Raw genomic sequence first — 15822 nt, 5'->3', positions numbered from 1 at the left:
AATTAAGGGGAGATTATAAGTATGTTAGAAAAACAAATTAATGAAAGATCATTGTTATTGCATAAAGAGTTAGTAGGGAAAATTGAAATTACAAGTAAAGTAGAAGTGAATACAGCGGACGATTTAAGTTTGACTTATACACCGGGGGTAGCAGAGTCTTGTAAAGCAATTGCGGCAGATGAGGAAACAGCTTATGACTATACAGCACGTGGTAATATGGTTGCAGTTGTTTCAGATGGAACTGCAGTACTTGGTTTAGGGAATATTGGACCGAAAGCGGCTATGCCTGTTATGGAAGGGAAAAGTATTTTATTTAAGAAATTTGCGAATGTAGATGCTTTCCCGTTATGTTTAGGTACGACTGATGTGGATGAAATCGTTACCCTTGTGAAAAATCTAGAGCCTACATTTGCAGGTATTAATTTAGAGGATATTGCAGCACCACGCTGTTTTGAAATTGAAAAACGATTAAAAGCAGAAACGAATATTCCTGTATTTCATGATGATCAGCATGGGACGGCTATTGTCGTTTTAGCAGCTGTTATTAATGCATTAAAAGTTGTAAGTAAACAAATGGATGATGTGAAAATTGTTATTAACGGTGCGGGTTCGGCAGGAATTGCAATTGGAAAATTATTATTAAAAGCTGGCGCAAAACATATTACGTTAGTTAGCTTAGAAGGTATTGTTTGTGAAGGTGAAACATGGATGAACGAAGCACAAATCGAAGTTTCAAAGAAGACAAATCGCGAATATGTACGTGGAACATTAAAAGAAGCGATTCATCAGGCTGATATTTTCATTGGCGTATCTGCTCCTAACGTATTAACGAAAGAACTTGTACAGACGATGAATGAGAAAGCGATTGTGTTTGCAATGGCGAATCCAATTCCAGAAATATTCCCAGAAGATGCATTAGAAGCTGGAGCTGCTGTAGTTGGAACTGGTCGTTCTGATTATTCAAATCAAGTAAATAATGTATTAGCGTTCCCTGGTATATTCCGTGGTGCATTAGACGTACGCGCGACTGATATTACAGAAGAGATGAAATTAGCGGCAGCATATGGGATCGCTAACATCATTACGGACGAAGAGCGTAATGCGAATTATGTCATTCCAAATCCATTAGATAAAAGAGTTGTTCCAAATGTTGCAGAAGCAGTAGCGAAAGCAGCCATTGATTCAGGTGTGGCACAAATTACGAAAATGCCAAGTTATAAATAGTCAAAAGCAGCGCCTTAAAAAGGCACTGCTTTTTTTGAGATAAGAAATCAAAATAATGAAGAAGTGTAGAATTATTTATGTTTCTTCACTATTTGTTTAATTCCATTGCAACTTGTTTACCATTTATTAAAACCTCAGTTACTGCTACGATCACTTCTATCATTTTTTTCATCTCTCATCTCTCCTCGCGTCATTTCTTACTTTAAGTATAAGAGAAGAGAGATAATCCAACTATCGAAGTACGTGACGTAGAAATTACATTGTTGTAAGGAAGTGTTTCAGTTTTGTCACTTTATTCGGCATTGATTACAAATTGCTCATAATATTTTTCATTCACATATATATTTAATATCCATAATCCAGATGAAGGTAGTGACATAGTGAGTGGGAGTTCGGTTGTAGTAGAATCAATTGTATTTGAAGTAGTCCAAGTTGGTTTAGAAGTATCTTGTTGAAAGAGTACGGGTGTTGGAGTTACTGATCCTTGTTTTAGTGCAATAATAGATAGTTTTCCAGTTGGCATTTCAGGATCTAGGAAGAACCACATTATTTCATTTTGCTCATTTGCGATAATAGAGCTATCAGCCATTGCAATTTTTCCTTCAATACCTTTTAACGGTATTTTTCCTTCTACGAATGATGGCGCTTCTTCCCAATTTACACCTTTTAAGACACTAAGATGAAAAAAGGAAGGTGCGTTAATTTGAGAGGATGACGTTTCTAGTACTTCTTTTTTAGGTACATTTGAATCGGGTTGCACTTCCGCGCAGCCAGTAATGAGGAAGGAGAAAAGTAGCATAGTTCCGATTTTTTTCATGGTGCCACACTCCTAATTTTTATTGTTAGTGTAATTGTATTTGCTAGCAGACGAGACAATTCCTTTAAATCATAAAAAGAGGTCGTAAGTTTTGTACGACCTCTTTTGACATTTTCTATCCCGATTGGTGAGGGCTAATAATCAGTAGGGGATGGAACCTCCCCACTGATTAAAGTTTCACTTTATATTTGTTCAGTTGAAAAGGTTGGTTCTCGCTCTTTTTGAGGCATTGTTAAGAAAATAACAGAAAGAACGATACATAATCCGCCTAATAATTGGTATGCTCCAAAAGATTCATTAAGCCAAGCGATTGAAACGATGGCAGCTACAAGTGGTTCAATACTAGATAAAATACTTGTTTCTGTTGCTGCTAAATATTTAAGACTCCCGATATAAAGAAGGAAAGAAAGAGTGCCACTTATAATGATAAGAATAAGCATAGAAAAAGTTTGAAGTGTGAAAGTTTGCGAAATCTGATTCCATCCAAAAGAACGATTACAAATAAGCAGTGCAATCCCTCCAATTAACATCCCCCAGCCAATTACTATAGTTGTTCCGCATTCTTTAATAAGAGAAGCCGGATGAAGGGTATAAAACGCAAAACCAATCGCTGTTAACAGGCCGAAAGTAATAGCTGCTTTAGATAAAACAATATTTTCAATTGAACCGTTTGTAATAATAAAGTATGTCCCTGTTAGAGCAGTTATAATTGCGAGTATTTGCATAGAAGCAGGGAATTTCTTTTGCTCAAACGCAGCGTAAATGGTAATAAGAACAGGACCTAGAAATTGAAATAGTGTTGCCGTTACGGCATTACTAATATGAACTGTTTCGATAAAAGCGTACTGCGCACCAAGCATGCCAAGAATAGAGAAAATTATAAGTTGTATAAAGTGTTTAGGATGTTTCCAAATGTGAAATATGTTTTGTTTTTTAATAAGCAAGAAAGCCAAAATGAATATTCCTGCGAGTAACAGGCGAATTGTTAAAAAATCAATTGATGATACGTTCGTATGTTGAAATAGCCACTGAATCATGGGACCAGATAATCCCCATAGGGTAGCTCCTGTAATAATCATCATAAGTCCGATGCGTCTACCATTGTTCATTATCATGCATCTCCTCTCTAGCATTTGATTATTAATGTGTTACATGATAAAAGGAATTATATAGAACTTCTGGTACTGTAAAAAGTATCAGTTATGTATTTTTGGAAGGGGTCAGACGTTGTGTTAGAATTAACGCCTAATTTGAATGCAAATAGTAAGACAGCATTGTATGTACAATTGTATGAGTATATAAAAAAAGAGACTAAAGATGGAACGATTCCGGCCTTTACGAAATTACCGGCTAAGAGGAAGTTGGCGACATATTTACAAGTGAGTAAAAATACAGTTGAAGCTGCTTATGAGCAACTTCTTGCCGAAGGATATATTGAGTCGATTTCTAGAAAAGGTTATTTTGTATGTGAAATCGAGCAAATGATTCATGTGGAAGGCAGCGAAGAGGTAATAGGAGAAGCGCCTTTTCAAGATAAGAAGTATAAATTTGATTTCACTCAAACGGGTGTGGATACTACTACTTTTCCGTTTCATGTATATCGAAAAATTACGAACGAGGTATGGCAATTTGAAAATAAAGATTTACTTTTTATTGGACATCCGCAAGGAGAGGTAAGTTTACGAGAAGCAATCGCGAGCTATTTGTATGAATCTAGAGGTGTACGATGCGTAGCTAGTCAAATTGTAATAGGAGCGGGTACGCAAATATTAGTAAAAATGTTATTTCAGTTGTTAAAGGGAAGTCGTTATGCGGTTGAGAACCCTGGGTACCATCGGAAAATGGTTGTTTTTGAGCAAGGGGAACAAAATGTACAAATGTTATCTTTAGATAGAGATGGAATTCGTATGTCACAGTTAGCTGATAACCATGCAAATGTTGTATTTGTTACACCTTCGCATCAGTTTCCTTGCGGGATGATTATGCCAATTACGAGAAGAATGCAGCTTTTGCAATGGGCGAAAAAAAAAGAAGGAAGATATATTATTGAAGATGATTATGATAGTGAATTCCGCTATTCAGGAAAGCCAATTCCAGCGCTGCAAGGGTTAGATAGAGATGGGAAAGTAATTTATATGGGGACGCTGTCTAAAGCGCTATTGCCATCATTACGGATGAGTTATATGGTGTTGCCAAAATCCCTCATTAAGCAGTATCAAGAGCAATATTTATTTTACACACAAAGCGTTTCAAGAATGGATCAAGAGATCATTAGGAAATTTTTAAATGACGGGCATTGGGAAAAACATATTCATAAAATGCGTGTTGTGTACCGAAAGAAGAGAGACCGTCTTGTTTCGGTAATAGAAAAATATTTTTCTAATCGCATTGAAGTAATAGGGGAAGATTCCGGCCTACATATTTTATTAAAAGTGCATAACGGGATGGCAGAGAAAGAATTAATGGAAGCTGCAGCTGAAAGGAGTATTAAAGTGTATCCTGTTTCGATGTATTATAAGGAAGGGACTTCTCCCAAAAGTACAGTATTACTTGGATTTGCGACTTTATTAGAGGAAGAAATTGAAGAGGCCATTCAATTATTATATACAGCATGGTTTACAAGAAAGTAAAAAACATCCTCATAAATGGAGGATGTTTTTTTGTTATTTTTCTTCATCTAGGAAAAGAACCATATGCTCTTCATCCCAATATTGTCCGTTATATTTTAATGAGCGTTCTTGTACGCCAAATGTTTTAAAGCCTAATGACTCATAAAGTTTTTTTGCACCATCGTTTCCGACAACAACATCAAGCATAACTTGCTCTACTTCTAAAGATTTAGCAAGCTCAAGACATTCTTTAATAAGTGCTTTTCCCGCTCCAAGTCCGCGTGCTTTTGGAGACACGTATACTGAACCGATTTTCGCTTTATGTTCTTGTTTTACATATGGTTTCGTTTCCAGTGTTGCAACTCCGATTAATTCTCCATCTTTAAATGCACCTAGTGTATAGTTCTCATCTTGTGCTAATTTTTGGGCTTTATATTCAATAGCACATTCTTTATTAATAATATCTTCATAAGAAGAGCTGAAAGCTTCCGGATTTTGTTTTAATCCTTCTACTCGAAGTTCTAAGTAAATTTCTGCTTCGTCTTTTGTTAATACATGGATATCCAATTATATCACCCTCCAAATCTTTGACAGTTATACCTATATTTTATATTGAAATAAGAATAATTTCAAAACCTTAGCTTATATGAGCTGGTTTTATAAATAAAATAGCACCAGTAGTGTTGACTACTACTGGTGATTTCACGCATATATTATTCAAATGGTAATTCAATTATAAATTCTGTTCCGACTTCTAATTCGCTTTTAACTTCGATAGAACCATTATGAAGTTCTACAATTTCCTTTGCAACAGCTAGTCCGATACCTTTTCCTCCTGTAGCTCGTGTTCTAGATTTATCGACACGGTAAAAGCGATCGAAAATGTGTGGGATATCTTCTTTTGGAATACCTTCACCTTCATCTTTTATACTTATTGTAAAAGTATTCGCATTGGTTAGTACACGTATTGTTATAGAAGTGTTTTCTGGCGAATGTTGATAAGCATTATGCAATAAATTTAACATCACTTGTTCCATACGCCTTTCATCTATACGAACTTTTAAATCATTTTTACAGTACACATGAATTTCTATTTGTTTGTTGGTTAATGTTGTTTTTGTTTTTTCAACCATGCGTTCTAAAAATGGCCTAAGGAGCATTTTTTGTTTTTTAATAACGAATTGATGTTGCTCTAATTGTACGAGCATAAATAAATCTTGTACGAGATCAGTTACACTATCGGTTTCATCCTCGATGATTTGTAAATACTCTTCACGTTCTTCCTTCGTTAAAGAATCTCTCTTTGCCACTTTCGCATAACCTTTCATATAAGTTAGTGGAGTTAGTAACTCGTGCGCTACACTGGCAAGAAATTCGTTTCGCTCTTTTTTCATATACGTCAGTTCACTAGACAGTTCCTCAATGGTTGTGGCTAAACTTCCAAGTTCATCATTTCGTTTAATCCCTAATTGAATTGGTTTGTTTAATTTTGACATTTTTTCTGCTGCTCTTTTCATCTTTATAAGAGGATCTGTAATAACTCGAGAAAAAACAAAGACAGAAATAGTTGTTAAAATAAGTGTTAAAATACTCACGATAATGAATTGATTCATGAGTCTAAGTAGCATATCTTCTAAGAAGGATGTTTTTAAGAACATGTGTAATTTGCCTTGAAAGTCTTTTGTGTCAATTGGTGTTACTGTTGAGACGAATTTTGATTTTTTCCAATTCTTTTCTACTATTAATCCGCCCCTTTTAACTGGGGGGATTTTACAATGAAGTTGTTTTTGCATATCTTTTGTTACTGTTTCTGAGGCCGAAGTGATTTTTCCATTACTGTCAGTTATAACAATGGCTATATCAGAATTAGTAAGTGCTTCTGTTTCCATTAAATCTTCAGCGGCATCTTCAATAGAGAAGCCGGAAGAGGCAGGGCGATTGAGATGTTCAGTATGTTTTTTTTTCTCAGCGTATTTGCCGTATTTGCTCCATTTTGCACGTTGTTCAATCGTATTACGATAGCGATTTCCTTTCTCTAAAAGAGCAAGCGTTTCCTCTTCAACACGCATTTTTGAAAGACTTTTATAAAAAGATACGAAAGCGATTGCCTCAATACATAAAGCTAATATTAAAAAGTATGTCCCAACTTTAAGGGAAAGTTTGCTCATTTTCTCACCATACCTTATTTCATATAAAGTGAAACTTTAATCAGTGGGGTTTTATCCATCCCCACTGACAGAAGTAATTATTCATTTTTCCATTTATATCCGACTTTATAGACAGTTTCTAAGTAATCTTCAACTGGAAAGCCTTTTTTGCGTAACTTATCCCGTATATTACGAATATGTGAATCGATAGTTCTGTATTCGATATCTGTTTGATAGCCCCAAATCTTTTCGATTAAATCGTCTCGGCTGTAGGCACGGTTTGTATTTTGTAAAAATAGTCCGAGTAAAGAAAATTCAATAGGAGTTAGTGAGATTTTTTCATTATAAACTGTAACAGTATGTTTCGTTTTATCCCACTCAATACCATTGAAGCTAACAAAGCTATCTTTCTTTGTACGACGTAATATAGCTTCGATTCGCGCGACTAATACATGTTCATCGAATGGTTTTGTAATATAGTCATCTGCTCCCATGGTCAGGCCTTTGACCATATCATAATTTTGGTTGCGAGCTGTTAGCATAATAATTGGAACGTTGGAAATTTGACGGATTTGATAGCAAGTATCCCACCCATCCATATTCGGCATCATAACATCTAATAAAATAATATCGAAGTCCTTTTGTTCGATTAATTCTAGCGCTTCAAGGCCAGAAGTAGCTTTCATACAAAAATAGCCACGAGGGCTTAAGAACAGATCTAATAATCGTAACATACGTTCTTCATCGTCTACTAATAAAATTTTCACCATAATCTTGTGCACCCCAAACTATTCATTCTACTTGTATAGTTTACATGAAAATAATAAAAAACTCTTTTTATGTGATTGAATGGATGGCTGATTTTTTCAATCAGGGCAATTGACATAAAAAATGCACTAGTTTTGCACAACTATTTTTTATAATAGAAAACGTAGCGACACAAATACCCTATGTTGCGACATAACGTCATGTCATTTTATTTATAAAATGACAATTCCATTCTATTGTGTATGTGAGATAGAGAGGGTTTTCGTATTCACCTCGCATCGGATAAGAAAAATTTCCTATCTCACACTTTTTTTAATATAAAGGGGATTGTACACATGAGTAAAAAAGTAGAAATTTTACAAAAAGAAAAGCAAGATCGTAATGCGATTGTAATGTGTGTTGCGGTATCTATGCTTATTATGATAAGTTGTGTAAATAAATTTTTCGGGATTTTATAATAGAAAAAAAGCTTATTGCTTCTTAAGAAGCAATAAGCTTTTTTAATGTGTTCTATATAATAAACCAAGGTAGAATTGCCAGTCCAGAAGTTACAATTGCTGTAGCAAATATTAAAAAGATAGCTTGTTTATTTTGTTTCATGTTACATTCTCCTCTACATATCAATTGCATGCTATACGTTCATGAAATAATCAGCGGGAGATGGATCATCCTCGCTGAGTAAAGTTTCACTTTATATTTTTAGTATAACGAATGGAAAGGATTGGAACGATCGATAAAGGTGACATGAGGATTACATTGTTGTAATGAAAAAAGCATCTTAATTAATAAGAAGATGCTTTTGAAAAATTATATTAAAATGTTAATTATTTAAGAATAAAACCATATGCTCTTCGTCCCAATATTGGCCATTATGTTTTAAGGACCGTTCTTGCACACCGTAAGTTTGGAAGCCGAGGGACTCATATAATTTTTTTGCAGCAGTGTTATCAGCAACAACATCAAGCATAAGCTGTTCTACATGTAATTTATCGGCATTTTCAATAATCGCTTTAATTAAAGCTCGTCCTGCACCGAGGCCACGCGCTTTTGGAGAAACAAAAACGGAGCCGATTTTTGCCTTATGCTCTTGCTTAATAAATGGCTTTGTTTCTAGAGTAGCAATACCGATTAAATCATTATCTTTGAAGACACCTAGAGTATACTTATCCGGATTGCTTAATCGCTTTGCCATAGCAGCGACAGGGTTTTCCTGTTTAAGAACATCTTCATAAGAAGAGCTAAAAGCCTCAGGGTTTTTCATTAAACCTTCCATACACACTTTCAAATAAATTTCTGCGTCCTCTGTTGTTAATAAGCGAATTTCCATAGTTGTAACCTCCTAGGTTGATCTTAATTTAATCCATTAACTTTATAAGAATAAAGATAGCTAAATACATTCTGTGATTATTCATTCTTAATTTGTAAAAGAATGAAAAGATTATGCTACTATGTTTTCATTTTATTTATGTAATGAAATTATATATTAACTTTATTAACTATTCAAGGTTTTAATATGTTACATTTTTATAACTAAAATCCTCGCTTTGTAAAGGAGTCATTTTTATCCCACTATTCGTGGGAGTCGGGTTGCCCGTAAAAGCCCAATTGGTTGGGGCTAATAATCAGTGGGGAGGGAAAAAACCTCCACTGATTAAGTTTTCACTTTCTTTTACGTAGTCAATCGTTTATTTTGTAGCCATCGATTCGTTCTGGATGTGTATAAATATTGCAAGATCCATTTCGAATAAACCCTACTACGGTAATACCTAAATCATGGGCGAGTTGCAGAGCTAGTTTAGTTGGAGCTGATTTAGATAGAACAATTTCGCAACCTATTTTTGAAACCTTTAACAAAATTTCAGATGAGATGCGTCCGCTAAACGCAATGATTTTCCCTCGAACAGAGATATTGTTTCGTAAACAATGACCGTATATTTTATCTAGCGCATTATGTCTTCCGATATCCATTCTTGATAAAAGAATGTTCTTTCGATCACATAGAGCGGTATTATGCACACCACCCGTTTGGCGAAATGTAGTTGAAGATTGTTGTAAGGAAGTCATTAGGTGAAAACATTCTTCCGGAGTAATAGTTATATGTATATCATGTAACTTCTTTGCTTTTGCTGCATCGTTGACGAAAACAAAACCTTGTCTACTTTTTCCGCAACAAGAAGTTACGTACCGTTTATTATATAAAGTTTGATAGAGCGGATTAATTTTTGATGATTTTACATGGACAATTCCGTTTTCCTTTTGGATCCATAATTCTTCAATATCTTTATAAGAAGAAATAATTCCTTCAGAAATTAAAAAACCGATTACCATATCTTCAATGTAATTAGGAGTGCATACAACTGTTACGTATTCTTCGCTATTTAATTTAATTGTAATAGGAGATTCCGTAACAACCTCATCGGTTTGTTTTGAAAATGTACCAGATTGATAGCGTACAATTGTATATGTTTCTTGAATAGGCCCCATATTAAATTCCCCTTTATATGTATTTCTCTCCATATTTATCATAAAACATCGAAAAACCAAAAGCATCTACTAATAAGAAGATGGCAGATTATTTTGGTTATTATTGTATATGTACGATATAATAGATTTGTAGAATAGTGACATTTTCAAGCTTTCGTAGTTATACCTTATAACATCTAGAATCGACTTCCAAAGGAAAGTATCTCAACAGGGCGCTTCAAAAATATGTACAGCAACGCAGTTTTGAAAACGGATTCACAATTGTGTTGTACAGTTAGTTATAAGGAGAGGGGAAACTATGACAGAACAGACAGTCCGTGTAACCGTTGATGGTAAAGAATTTTTCGCATCAGGTGAAAAGACGATACTCCAATTATTTAACGAAAGTAATTTAGAACATCCTCAAATTTGTCATGTACCAGAGGTAGATCCTATTCAAACTTGTGATACATGTATTGTAGAAGTGAATGGAAGTTTACTGCGTGCCTGTTCGACGAAGTTGGAAGATGGCATGCATATTGAGAGGCAATCGGAACGTGCAAAGGAAGCACAAACTGAAGCGATGGATCGAATATTAGAGAATCATTTATTGTACTGTACGGTATGTGATAATAATAATGGTAACTGTAAAGTCCACAATACAGTAGATATGATGGGAATTGAAGAACAGAAATATCCATATGAACCGAAAGTAAGTGCATGCGAAGTGGATACGTCGCATCCATTCTATCGATACGATCCAAATCAATGTATTGCTTGTGGGCAGTGTGTAGAAGTATGCCAAAATTTACAAGTGAATGAAACTTTATCGATTGATTGGAGTTTAGACCGTCCACGTGTTATTTGGGACAATGGTGTGAGTATAAATGACTCGTCTTGTGTTAGCTGTGGGCAATGTGTAACAGTTTGTCCTTGTAATGCATTAATGGAAAAAACGATGCTAGGAGAAGCTGGATTTATGACTGGTTTAAAATCAGATGTGCTAAATCCAATGATTGATTTTGTAAAAGATGTAGAGCCTGGATATAGCAGTATTTTAGCAGTTTCAGAAGTAGAGTCCGCGATGCGTAAGACGAAAATTAATAAGACAAAAACAGTTTGTACATTTTGTGGTGTAGGTTGTTCATTTGAAGTATGGACGAAAGATCGTCAAATTTTAAAAGTGCAACCTGTTTCAGATGCACCGGTTAATGGTATTTCCACATGTGTAAAAGGCAAATTTGGATGGGACTTTGTGAATAGTGAAGAGCGTATTACAAAGCCGTTAATTCGCCAAGGGGATATGTTTGTTGAGGCTTCATGGGAAGAGGCTCTTGAAGTTGTTGCATCTAATATGCAACATATTAAATCAGAATATGGTAGCGATGCGTTTGGGTTTATTTCTTCTTCGAAAGTAACAAATGAAGAAAACTATCTTATGCAAAAACTAGCTCGTCAAATATATGGAACAAATAATGTAGATAACTGTTCCCGTTATTGCCAATCTCCAGCAACAGACGGTTTATTTAAAACTGTCGGTATGGGCGGAGATGCTGGAACAGTGAAAGATATTGCTGAGGCAGGTCTTGTTATTATTGTTGGTGCAAATCCAACAGAAGGACATCCTGTACTTGCAACTAGAGTGAAACGTGCTCATAAATTACATGAACAAAAACTAATTGTCGCAGACCTTCGTAAACATGAAATGGCGGAGCGTGCTGATATATTTGTTCACCCGAGTCAAGGGACGGATTATGTATGGCTTGCTGGGATAACGAAATACATTATCGATCAAGATTGGCACGATAAAAAGTTCATAGCTGAAAATGTAAAGAATTTTGATGAATATAGCAAAATGCTAGAGAAATATACGCTTGATTATACTGAGAAAATTACAGGGATTTCTAAAGCTCAGTTAAAAGAAATGGCTCGTATGGTATATGAAGCAGATGGTACTTGTATACTTTGGGGAATGGGTGTAACTCAAAATACAGGAGGAAGTACAACGTCGGCAGCAATTTCAAATTTACTTCTCGTTACAGGTAACTACCGTCGTTCTGGTGCCGGTGCGTATCCGTTACGCGGGCATAATAACGTACAAGGTGCTTGTGATATGGCGACATTACCGAACTGGCTTCCGGGTTACCAAGCAGTTTCAGATGATGTGCATCGTGCGAAATTTGAAAAAGCATACGGTACTACCATTCCGAAAGAACCGGGATTAAATAATATCGCAATGTTACTTGCGGCCGAAGAAGGAAAACTGCGTGGTATGTATGTTATGGGAGAAGAAATGGCTTTAGTAGATTCAAATGCCAACCATGTACAACATATTTTAGCGAATTTAGACTTCCTTGTTGTTCAAGATATGTTCTTATCGAAAACAGCTCGTTTTGCCGATGTTATTTTACCGGCATCACCAAGCTTAGAAAAGGAAGGAACATTTACAAATACAGAGCGCCGTATTCAAAGATTGTATGAAGTATTGAAGCCACTTGGTGATTCTAAGCCAGATTGGTGGATTTTACAAAAAGTAGCTCGTGCACTGGGCGGAGACTGGAATTATGGAAGTCCAAGTGAAATTATGGATGAAATTGCATCGCTTGCCCCGTTATACTCACAAGCAACGTATGACCGTTTAGAAGGCTGGAATAGTTTATGTTGGGGTAGCCATGATGGTAGTGATACACCGTTATTATATGTAGATGGATTTAACTTCCCAGACAAACTAGCACGATTATCACTAGATGAATGGGTTCCGCCAGTTGTAGCCCCAGATGAGTATGATTTACTATTAAATAATGGCCGTATGCTAGAGCATTTCCATGAAGGAAATATGACGAATAAGTCGGCTGGAATTTTATCTAAAGTGTCTGAAGTATTTGTTGAAATTTCACCGGAACTTGCTAAAGAACGAAATGTGAAAGATGGTGGTCTTGTAGAATTAACATCACCATTTGGAAAGATTAAAGTACAAGCGCTTGTTACAGATCGTGTAACTGGAAATGAGTTATATTTGCCGATGCATGCGACAGTAAATGAAGAGGCAATCAATATTTTAACAGGAACAGCAACAGACATTTATACGTGTACACCAGCTTATAAACAAACAATGGTGAAACTGCGCGTATTACGTGAAAAAGGAAATCGTCCGCTACCATCTTCAAACCCGAGAGATAAAAAACGTCATCCGCAAAATGGTGTTGAAATCGAGCAAAAGTGGCAAAGAAAACAATACGTATCACTTGTGGACGAGAATTAGGGGGCGGGGATAATGGCAAAAGAGATTACTTTAATTAAAAAGAAGATTGTAACAGAAGAAGAAAAAAAACAGCAAGTAACAGATGAGTTGTTAAATGATCTAGCTGAAAATAGAGAAGCAGTAGAAGAGACGATGCAGCTATTAGCTCAGTTGCACAAAGCTGGAATTTTAGATGCAGCAATTAGTTTACTTGCTGCAAAAGAAGATGTTTCCAAAATAGCTGTTGAACAATTGAATCGTGAACCAGTAAAAAACGCACTAAACAATATGATGGGGGCAGGAGAGGCATTATCTTCAGTGGACCCAGAAATAACGAAACAAATAACATCTAGTTTAGTCACTGGATTACAATTTGCAACGGATGAGCTGAAAAACGGAAAGAAAACAAAAGTGATGGATTTCTTTAAGGTATTAAAAGATCCAGATATCAACAGGGCGATTACATTCGGTTTTAGTTTCTTAAAAGCATTTGGACAAGGGCTAGAGAAAAAATAGAGTGAGTGAAAAAAAGTGATGGGATTAGCCATCACTTTTTTCATTATATGTATAAGAGTGTTCATGTTAAGCGGAATATATTATTATTAAAAAGATGGATTGAAATTGGAAATGTGGAATCCATCTCAAATATAGTTTTAGAATGTGGAGGAATATATGCAACACCGTAAAAGACTATCTATACCAGGAGTAATGAGACATTCCTTTCAAACAGTACAATTTGCTTTTTGGAATGTGTTAACATTTCAGCTCGTCTATAAATTGTTAGCTGCAATTGTGTTTATCCCCCTCTTAGGTATTGTTTTCAATAAGTTATTGTACTTTAGTGGTTATGCAAATGCGACAAATGATGAATTAGTAGCATTTGTGAAAACACCGTATGGGATTTTGGCGATTGTAATTTTATCGATACTAGCATTGTTTCTTATTTTTACAGAATTTGCAGTGCTTATTATTATTTCGTATTTCGCTCATAAAAGGCAAAAGGTGAGATTACGTCCGATTTTGTATAAAACAGTAACGTATTTACCTTCTCTTTTTACATATTGCTTACCAGGATTTGTGTTGTATGCAGTTGTGCTATTACCGCTATTAAGTATGGGATACAAATCTGCATTGATTCCTGAAATTCAAATTCCTAATTTTATTACAGGTGAACTATTTAAGACGACAATGGGTCAGATTGGTTATTATGCTTTCTTTGCTGTAGTTGCTTATTTAAATCTTCGCTGGATTTTTGTTTTACCTATTATTGTTTTAGAAGAAAAACCATTCCGCACGGCAGCACGTAAAAGTGCGAACTTAGTAAAAGAAAGCTTTTTTAAAGTGTTGTTCTTTTTAGTAGGAGTTTTCATCTCTGTAGGAATGGTCTTTCTTTTGTTTATAGGAGTGTATTTACTCTGTTTATGGGGAGTATACGAATTTACGAACCCAGAAGGGACATTTGCGCTGTTAGCGGAGTCAACGATTTCGGTCTTCTTAACGAGTACATTGTATTTATTTAGCTTCATTATGACGCCGTTTTATATTATGGCGTTAACAAGATTATACTTACAGAAAGTTTCGGTTGAAGATGTTTTATTAGAAGAAGGATTAGATTATTCAAAAACAAAAGCAGATAAATGTTTCTTCAAAAAACACCGTTGGAAATTTATTGGTGTATATATCGTGGGGATTATTACTGCTGGAATGGTCGTTGCCTTCATTGTGACCTTTATTTCAAACACATATAAAGAACCAATTATTATGGCGCACCGTGGATATATATCAAAAGGTGTAGAGAATACGAAAGAAGCAGTGCAAGGTGCCATTGATGCAAAAGCAGACTATGCTGAAATAGATGTCTTGCAAACGAAAGATGGCGAACTAGCGGTCATACATGATTTGAAGTTGAAACGTCTTGCGAATGCGAATGGGCATGTATCAGATTTGACGATGGATGAGTTAAGAAATCTTACTCTTAGTCAAGATGGATTCACGGGACAAATAAGTACACTTGATGAGATCATTAAGCTTGCAAAAGGCAAAATAAAACTTAATATAGAAGTGAAACTTCATGGTAATGAGAAGGATTTCGTAAAGAAAGTACTAAAAACAATTAAAGAGAACGATTTTGAGAAACAATGTGTAATTCAAACGTTACATTACCCGCTTATTAAAGAGTTTAAGCGTGCAAATCCGGATATAAAAGTAGGGTATGTATTGTTTGCAAGCAGGGCTAATTTAAAGAATGTACAGGCGGATTTCTATGTAGCAGAAGAATATATGTTAAATAAGCGCCTAGTGAAAGAAGCGCGAAAGCTAAATAAACCAATTTACGTATGGACAGTAAATGATATGGAAAGTTTAAAGGCATATTATAAGTTAAACGTGGATGGTATCATTACCGATTATCCTGAAGATGCACGTGAAACAATTAAGATGTTAAAAGAGCAAGAAGATCGTGAAAGTGATATGTTTGATAAAATTACTGAAACGACAGAAGATTTATTTTCAAAGTTATTTATAAGTTATCCAGCTGCTGGCTAAATGCTAGTA

The 15822-nt window shown here is 35.3% G+C and carries 13 protein-coding genes; 6 read left to right on the top strand and 7 right to left on the bottom strand.

Annotation, left to right across the window (positions count from 1 at the left end; all coding sequences use genetic code 11):
* The first annotated feature begins 21 nt into the window (after nucleotides 1-21).
* Entirely contained in the window at nucleotides 22-1224 is a 1203-nt protein-coding gene (locus tag MKX77_RS21235; RefSeq protein WP_341307732.1) for an NAD(P)-dependent malic enzyme, read from the top strand.
* Between the two features lie 292 nt (nucleotides 1225-1516).
* Here the strand turns inward: MKX77_RS21235 and MKX77_RS21230 are convergent, their stop codons facing one another.
* Nucleotides 1517-2041 (bottom strand): DUF4871 domain-containing protein, encoded by a 525-nt coding sequence (locus MKX77_RS21230; protein WP_341307731.1) that lies wholly within the window; start codon nucleotides 2039-2041, stop codon nucleotides 1517-1519.
* 182 nt (nucleotides 2042-2223) lie between these two features.
* Nucleotides 2224-3150, bottom strand: coding sequence for a DMT family transporter (locus MKX77_RS21225; RefSeq protein ID WP_341307730.1), 927 nt, complete (start codon nucleotides 3148-3150; stop codon nucleotides 2224-2226).
* 120 nt (nucleotides 3151-3270) lie between these two features.
* On the opposite strand from MKX77_RS21225, the gene pdxR reads away from it, so the two are divergent.
* On the top strand, nucleotides 3271-4671 hold the full coding sequence (gene pdxR / locus MKX77_RS21220; RefSeq protein ID WP_341307729.1) for a MocR-like pyridoxine biosynthesis transcription factor PdxR: 1401 nt from the start codon (nucleotides 3271-3273) through the stop codon (nucleotides 4669-4671).
* A gap of 33 nt (nucleotides 4672-4704) precedes the next feature.
* On the opposite strand, the gene MKX77_RS21215 is transcribed toward pdxR, so the two are convergent.
* From MKX77_RS21215 to MKX77_RS21205, 3 genes are all read right to left on the bottom strand, one after another.
* On the bottom strand, nucleotides 4705-5217 hold the full coding sequence (locus MKX77_RS21215; RefSeq protein ID WP_000351210.1) for a GNAT family N-acetyltransferase: 513 nt from the start codon (nucleotides 5215-5217) through the stop codon (nucleotides 4705-4707).
* Between the two features lie 146 nt (nucleotides 5218-5363).
* Nucleotides 5364-6818 carry a sensor histidine kinase gene (locus tag MKX77_RS21210; protein WP_341307728.1) on the bottom strand — a complete coding sequence of 485 codons (1455 nt, stop codon included), beginning with the start codon at nucleotides 6816-6818 and terminating at the stop codon, nucleotides 5364-5366.
* Nucleotides 6819-6895: 77 nt separating this feature from the next.
* Nucleotides 6896-7567, bottom strand: coding sequence for a response regulator transcription factor (locus MKX77_RS21205; protein WP_002063734.1), 672 nt, complete (start codon nucleotides 7565-7567; stop codon nucleotides 6896-6898).
* Between the two features lie 333 nt (nucleotides 7568-7900).
* On the opposite strand from MKX77_RS21205, the gene MKX77_RS21200 reads away from it, so the two are divergent.
* Nucleotides 7901-8023, top strand: a complete 123-nt coding sequence (locus tag MKX77_RS21200; RefSeq protein WP_341307727.1) for a hypothetical protein — start codon at nucleotides 7901-7903, stop codon at nucleotides 8021-8023.
* Nucleotides 8024-8385: 362 nt separating this feature from the next.
* On the opposite strand, the gene MKX77_RS21195 is transcribed toward MKX77_RS21200, so the two are convergent.
* Nucleotides 8386-8892, bottom strand: a complete 507-nt coding sequence (locus MKX77_RS21195; RefSeq protein WP_002010444.1) for a GNAT family N-acetyltransferase — start codon at nucleotides 8890-8892, stop codon at nucleotides 8386-8388.
* A gap of 350 nt (nucleotides 8893-9242) precedes the next feature.
* The gene (gene fdhD, locus MKX77_RS21190) at nucleotides 9243-10049 is read right to left on the bottom strand and encodes a formate dehydrogenase accessory sulfurtransferase FdhD (RefSeq protein ID WP_341307726.1); all 807 of its coding nucleotides are present in this window, start codon (nucleotides 10047-10049) and stop codon (nucleotides 9243-9245) included.
* Nucleotides 10050-10347: 298 nt separating this feature from the next.
* On the opposite strand from fdhD, the gene fdhF reads away from it, so the two are divergent.
* From fdhF to MKX77_RS21175, 3 genes are all read left to right on the top strand, one after another.
* Nucleotides 10348-13290 (top strand): formate dehydrogenase subunit alpha, encoded by a 2943-nt coding sequence (gene fdhF / locus MKX77_RS21185; RefSeq protein ID WP_341307725.1) that lies wholly within the window; start codon nucleotides 10348-10350, stop codon nucleotides 13288-13290.
* A 12-nt stretch (nucleotides 13291-13302) separates the two neighbouring features.
* Entirely contained in the window at nucleotides 13303-13785 is a 483-nt protein-coding gene (locus MKX77_RS21180) for a DUF1641 domain-containing protein (protein WP_002113965.1), read from the top strand.
* Nucleotides 13786-13941: 156 nt separating this feature from the next.
* Nucleotides 13942-15813, top strand: coding sequence for a glycerophosphodiester phosphodiesterase (locus tag MKX77_RS21175; RefSeq protein ID WP_341307724.1), 1872 nt, complete (start codon nucleotides 13942-13944; stop codon nucleotides 15811-15813).
* Nucleotides 15814-15822 lie beyond the last annotated feature (9 nt).

The sequence above is a fragment of the Bacillus sp. FSL R9-9410 genome, from assembly GCF_038050385.1.
GTDB lineage: Bacteria > Bacillota > Bacilli > Bacillales > Bacillaceae_G > Bacillus_A > Bacillus_A cereus_U.
Note: the sequence above shows the minus strand (reverse complement) of the source record. Positions and strands in the feature narration are given on the sequence as shown.